Below are 5892 nucleotides of genomic sequence, written 5' to 3'. Positions count from 1 at the left end.
AAACGACCACTGCAACACCTTCCCGCGGGGCGTCGCGGGCAGGTTCAGGCCGGGCTTCATCAGCACAACCACGTCGGCCTGATCCAGCAGTTCCGGGGTGACCTTCCGCGGGGTGCGGTCGCTGATGTCGAGGCCGAGTTCCGCGACGGTCGTGGCGATCGACGGGTTCACCTCGTTGGCGGGTGCGATGCCGGCGGAGGTGGCGGTGTAGCGGTCGTCGGCGGCGAGTTCGAGGAGGGCTGCGCCCAGTTGGGAGCGGCCGGCGTTGTGCTTGCAGATGAACAGCACGGTGGGCTTGTCGGTCATGCGGGGTCCGGATCAGTTCGTGCAGCAGGAGCTGCTGGCGGGCGGCGCGGCCGGCGCGGGCGCCGCGCAGCAGGACGACCCCTCGGCCGCTTCGGTCGTAGCGGGAACACCGCAGGAGGATGAGCCGCCAACGTCGGTGGTGCAGACGCCGGTCTCGGGGAGCACGAGCTGCACGTCGCGGGCGGCCTGGTGGTCGCCGGCGAGTTCCGCGGCGATGGAGCGGACCTGCTCGTAGCCGGTGAGGAGCAGGAACGTGGGGGCGCGGCCGTAGGACTTCATCCCGGCGATGAAGAAGTTCGGCTCCGGGTGCGCCAGCTCCGCGACACCGTGCGGCGGGACGGAGCCGCAAGAGTGCAGGTTCGGGTCGATCAGCGGTGCGAGCGCGCGGGGCGCTTCGACAATGTCGTCCAGGCCCAAGCGGATCTCGCGGAGCATGTCGAGGTCGGGCCGGAACCCGGTCGCGTTCACCACGACGTCCACCGTCACCGCGAACGCCTCACCAGCACGGCGGCCGGTGACGGTGACCTGGTCGCCGTCGCCCCGGACGTCGTCGATTTCGAACGACGCGAGTTGCTCGACCTGCCCGGACTCGACGAGGCCGTGCACGTTGGAGCCGAGCTGCCCGCGTGCGGCGAGCCCGTCGGCGGTGTCCGCGCCGAGGCGGGCGGTGCCGGCGTTCCGGATCGCCCACAGCAGGGTCGTGCCCGGTTCGTCCTTGGCGAGGGCGGCGAGCTTGATGAGCGTGTTCGCTGCGGAATGGCCCGCGCCGACGACGAGGACCCGCTTCCCGGCGAATCGTGCCCGGTCCGCGCCGAGCACGTCGGGGAGGGCGTGCACGATGCGGTCGCCGAGGTCCGCTGCGGGTGCGAGGCCGGCGGCGGTGAGCGGGTTCGGGGACGTGTACGTGCCGGAGGTGTCGACGACGGCGCTGGCGGTGACGTCCTCGACGCCGTCCGCGGTGTGGAGGCGGAGGAGGAACGGGGTGTCGGCGCGGCCGGCGGAGCGGGTGCGGTCCATGCCCTGCCGGGACACCGCCTCGACGCGGACTCCGTACCGGATCACTGGTGCCAGCTCGGGTGTCTGGGCGAGGGGTTCGAGGTACTGGGCGACGAGGTCGTTGCCGGTCGGCAGCGAGGACCGGCGGGGCTCAGTCCAGCCGGTGGGTTCGAGGAGCCGGCGGGCGGCGTCGTCGATGACGTACCGCCACGGGGAGAACAGCCTGGTGTGCCCCCACGCCCGGACGGACGTGCCGACCTGGTCGCCGGCTTCGTAGACGACGACGGGCAGACCCTGCTCGAGCAGGTGCGCGGCGGCTGCGAGCCCGACGGGGCCGGCGCCGATGACGGCGACGGGCAGCCCGGTCAGGCGGTCCGCGTCGGCACGGGGTGGGACGGTGAGGGTGAGGGTCATGGGGGTGGTCCTTCCGGTGGTTAGGCGGATGCTCCGGTGGGCAGCAGCTCGGCCAGGAGCGCCTGCACGCGGGTCTTGATCTCGTCGCGGATGGGGCGGACGTCGTCGATGCCCTTCCCGGCGGGGTCGGTGAGGTCCCAGTCCTCGTACCGCTTGCCGGGGAAGATCGGGCACGCGTCGCCGCAGCCCATCGTGATGACCGCGTCGGACTCGCGGACGGCGTCGGTGGTGAGGATCTTCGGCTGGTTCGCGGCGATGTCGATGCCGTCCTCCGCCATCGCTTCGATCGCGACGGGGTTGATCTGGTCCTTCGGCGCACTGCCTGCGGAGAGGACCTGGACGCGGTCGCCGCCGAGGGCCTGGGCGTAGCCGGCGGCCATCTGGGAGCGGCCGGCGTTGTGGACGCAGACGAACAGGATCGTGGGGGTCGCGGTCATGGTGATGCTTTCGGTAGGGGTGGGCGTGGTCATCGGATGAGGGTGAGCCAGCCGGCGAGGGCTGTCAGGGTGACGGCGAGGACGGGGACGGTCAGCACGATGCCGGTGCGGAAGTACTGCCCCCAGCCGATGTGGATGCCCTTCCGGTCGAGCACGTGCAACCACAGCAGCGTCGCCAGCGACCCGATCGGGGTGATTTTCGGGCCGAGGTCGGAGCCGATGACGTTGGCGTAGATCATCACCTCGTGGGTCAGGCCGGTCGCGCCGGCTCCGCCGATTGCGAGGGCGGCGATGAGGACGGTCGGCATGTTGTTCATCAGCGACGCGAGGATCGCGATCACGAACCCGACCCCGAGCGCGGTGACGAGGACCCCGTGGTCCCCGAACACGTCGAACAGGCGGGCGAGGTAGTCGGTGAGGCCCTGGTTCTGCAGCCCGTACACGACGAGGTACATGCCGATCGAGAACAGCACGATCTGCCACGGCGCCTCCCGGATCGTCTTCCACACCGGCATCACCCGCCCCGACCCGCCAACGGTGCCACCACTGCCGCCGGTGACGGTGGCGGTGCCGCCGGTGGTGACGAGGACCGGGGACGCAGCCTGACGGGCGAAGAGGAATGCGGGTTGCCGGGCAGCGACGAGGACGATGACGACCGCGCCGACACCAGCGACGGCGGCGAGGGGCACGCCGAGCGGGTCGGCGGCGAAGTAGCCGACTAGCAGCACGGCGAGGACCACCCATCCGGCGCGGAACGTCGCTCGGTCCTTCACCGCGGCGGCGGGCCGGGTGAGGGCGAGAACGTCGTACCGCTTCGGGATCGACCGGCCGAAGTACGCCAGCAGCATCCCGAGGGACGCCAGCACGGACACGATGCCGACGGGCACCATGACGGCGGCGTACTCGGCGAATGCGAGGCCGAAGTAGTCGGCGGAGACGATGTTGACCAGGTTCGACACCACCAGCGGCAGGCTGCCGGTGTCGGCGATGAACCCGGTGGCGAGGATGAACCCCAGCGCCGCCTTCGCCGGCATGTTCAAGGCGCGGAGCATCCCGACGACGATCGGGGTGAGGATCATCGCGGCCCCGTCGTTGGCGAACACGGCCGCGATGACCGCGCCGAGTCCGACGATCAGCACGAACAGCAGCCGACCGTTCCCGCGACCCCACCTGGCTACGTGGAGGGCGGCCCACTCGAAGAACCCGGCCTCGTCGAGGATCAACGAGATCAGCACCACTGCGACGAACGTCAGCGTCGCGTTCCACACGATCCCGACCACCGTCGGCACGTCCCCGAGCCCCACCACCGTGGTCGCGAGGGCGATGACCGCGCCGATGAGCGCGGTGTAGCCGATCGGGAAGCCCTTGGGTTGCCAGATCACCACCACGAGCGTCGCGACGAAGATCGCCGCGGCGACGACTGCCAGCACCATCAGACGCCCACCCCGGCCTGGTTCGCTGCCGCGGAGGCGCGCTCCCAGCCCTGCGCGGCGACCTGCACGGCATCCCACGGGGACCCGAGCGGCGGCGTGTAGGAGAGGTCCAAGTCGATGACGTCGTCGACCGACAGGCCGGCGTGCAGGGCGGTGGCGAACGTGTCGATCCGCTTGCTGATCTCCGCGGTGCGTTCCCCGACGATCTGCGCGCCGAGGAGCCGTCCGGACGTGTGGTCGCCGGTGACGCTGATCGTCAACGGCACCGCACCCGGGTAGTACCGCTTGTGGTCGTCCGCGACCGTCACACGCGTCAGCGGCGACGCGTCGAGCGGGGCGGTTTCGTGGTGGCGGAGGCCGGTGCGGGCGGCGACGAGGTCGAACACCTTCACCACCTGCGTCCCCACCGATCCGGCGAAGACCTTGCTGCCGCCGAGCAGGTTCTCCCCGGCGACGCGGCCCTGCTTGTGCGCGGTTGTCCCGAGCGGCAGCCACGTCGTGCCGAGGAACCGGTGGTGTGTCACGACGCAGTCACCCGCTGCCCACACGTGCGGCACCCCGGTGCGCATCTGCTCGTCGACGACGATCGCGCCGGCCTGCCCGAGCTGCGCGCCTGCCGCGGCCGCGAGATCCGTTACCGGCCGCACCCCGACACAGACCACCACGAGCGCGAAGGTGCCCTCGGCGTCCCCGGACGTGGAGGTAGTCGCGACGCTCCACTGTCCGCCGCCAGCGGGGGTGATTTCGGTGACGGTCGCCCCGGTCAGCACCGTCGCGCCGTGCCGGCGGACCTCGGCGGTGACCAGGGACCCGAGTTCCGGGTCGAGGGTGGAGAGCACTTCCGGTCCGCGCTGAATCAGCGTCGTGTCAAACCCGCGGGCGACAAGCCCCTCGGTCATCTCGAGGCCGATGTAGCCGGCGCCGACGACCGCGACGCGGCTGCCGGCAGGCAGGAGCTCCAGGGCGGCGACGACCTGCTCGGCGTCGGTCATCGAGTGCAGCAGGTGAATGCCGGGCTCACCGAACGGGACCCCGGCCGGGCGGACCGGCTCCGCGCCGGTCCCGATCAGCAACTCGTCGTACCCGATCTGCTCCTCACCGGACGGGCCGGTGACAGTCAACAGCCGGCGGTCGACGTCGACGGCGGAAGCCCAGGTGGAGGAGCGGACGGTCATGCCGGCGGCTTCGAGGTCAGCGCGGGTGCGGTGCGCGAGGGACGCTTCCGTGGCGACGTCGCCGGAGACCCAGTAGGGGATGCCGCAGATGGAGAAGTTCGGGAACTCGTCCGCGAGGACCACCGTCACATCGGTCGACGGGTCCAGCTCGCGGGCGCGCAGCGCCGCGGCGATGCCGGCGTCGCTGCCGCCAACGGCAACAAGGTGAGTCATCGGGTCGGTCCTTCACAGATCGAACGGAAGTCGAGCAGGAACATCGAAGCACGTCGATATCGATGAGTGCAAATATAGACGTGCATCGAAGCGCGTGGGATGATGGTGCGATGACGACGATCGAGCTGCTCCCCATCCAGGACGTCACCGCGTGCTGCTCGCCTGTCACGACCGAAGCGATGACCCAGGAGTCCGCCGAAGTCCTCGCGAAGTCGTTGAAGGCGATCGCTGACCCGGCGCGGCTCCGGCTGATCTCGATGGTCGCTGCGCACGAGGGTGCGGAAGCGTGCGTGTGCGACCTGCAGGAACCGCTCGGCCTGTCCCAGCCGACCGTGTCGCATCACCTCAAGGTGCTCGTCGACGCCGGCATCCTGCACCGAGAGAAGCGCGGCACATGGGCCTACTTCTCCCTCGTCCCCGACGCGCTCGACACACTCGCTGGCCTCATCACCGCACCGGCAAAGTAGCTCACCGGCGACCCCGGCGGCACGAAGCGCTTGCCGAGTGTCCGCGAGCTGTGTCAGACTCTTCCTGCGTTCATAGTGCGCGCCTACAGCCGGTCCTTTGGATCGGCTTTTTTCATGCCGGCCGCCCCACTACTCTGGGACCGCTCGGCGCGCGTCTGCCCGGAAACTTCCGGGTGTCGCATCCACTCTGTACGCTGACACTCAAAACGGCACGACGCTGTCTCCGGCCGGCCCTTTCGGGACCGGCCTTTTTCATGCCCTGATCTGATTCGGGCATCCGCGAGAGCTCTCGACGCTCCTGCTCGACAAGCTCCTCGACCAGCTCCGCCCCGGCGACACCGTCGTCGTCTGGCGCCTCGACCGACTCGGCCGATCCATCCGGCACCTCATCGATCAGCTGCACGCCCTCGCCGAACGCGGGATCGGATTCCGGTCACTGCAGGAGACCATC

The 5892-nt window shown here is 70.2% G+C and carries 7 protein-coding genes; 2 read left to right on the top strand and 5 right to left on the bottom strand.

The features are described 5' to 3' along the window. The 5 genes from BKD30_RS15130 to BKD30_RS15110 form a co-directional block, all read right to left on the bottom strand. A partial coding sequence (locus tag BKD30_RS15130; RefSeq protein WP_076705927.1) for an arsenate-mycothiol transferase ArsC occupies positions 1 to 306 on the bottom strand: 306 nt, incomplete at its 3' end. A gap of 12 nt (positions 307 to 318) precedes the next feature. After that, positions 319 to 1716 carry an FAD-dependent oxidoreductase gene (locus BKD30_RS15125; RefSeq protein WP_076705925.1) on the bottom strand — a complete coding sequence of 466 codons (1398 nt, stop codon included), beginning with the start codon at positions 1714 to 1716 and terminating at the stop codon, positions 319 to 321. A gap of 20 nt (positions 1717 to 1736) precedes the next feature. After that, entirely contained in the window at positions 1737 to 2153 is a 417-nt protein-coding gene (locus BKD30_RS15120) for an arsenate reductase ArsC (protein WP_076705923.1), read from the bottom strand. A gap of 29 nt (positions 2154 to 2182) precedes the next feature. Beyond that, positions 2183 to 3586 (bottom strand): arsenic transporter, encoded by a 1404-nt coding sequence (locus BKD30_RS15115; RefSeq protein ID WP_159440594.1) that lies wholly within the window; start codon positions 3584 to 3586, stop codon positions 2183 to 2185. Then, positions 3586 to 4974: an FAD-dependent oxidoreductase gene (locus BKD30_RS15110; protein WP_076705921.1), complete on the bottom strand. Its 1389-nt coding sequence runs from the start codon at positions 4972 to 4974 to the stop codon at positions 3586 to 3588. The genes BKD30_RS15115 and BKD30_RS15110 overlap by 1 nt, the downstream gene beginning before the upstream one ends. Before the next feature lie 110 nt (positions 4975 to 5084). Between BKD30_RS15110 and BKD30_RS15105 the strand changes: the two genes are divergently transcribed. Together BKD30_RS15105 and BKD30_RS15100 are read left to right on the top strand one after the other, a co-directional pair. After that, positions 5085 to 5441, top strand: coding sequence for an ArsR/SmtB family transcription factor (locus BKD30_RS15105; protein WP_076705919.1), 357 nt, complete (start codon positions 5085 to 5087; stop codon positions 5439 to 5441). Between the two features lie 298 nt (positions 5442 to 5739). Further along, a partial coding sequence (locus tag BKD30_RS15100; RefSeq protein WP_159440595.1) for a recombinase family protein occupies positions 5740 to 5892 on the top strand: 153 nt, incomplete at its 3' end.

Source organism: Tersicoccus phoenicis (genome assembly GCF_001968835.1).
GTDB classification, from domain to species: domain Bacteria; phylum Actinomycetota; class Actinomycetes; order Actinomycetales; family Micrococcaceae; genus Tersicoccus; species Tersicoccus phoenicis.
Note: the sequence above shows the minus strand (reverse complement) of the source record. Positions and strands in the feature narration are given on the sequence as shown.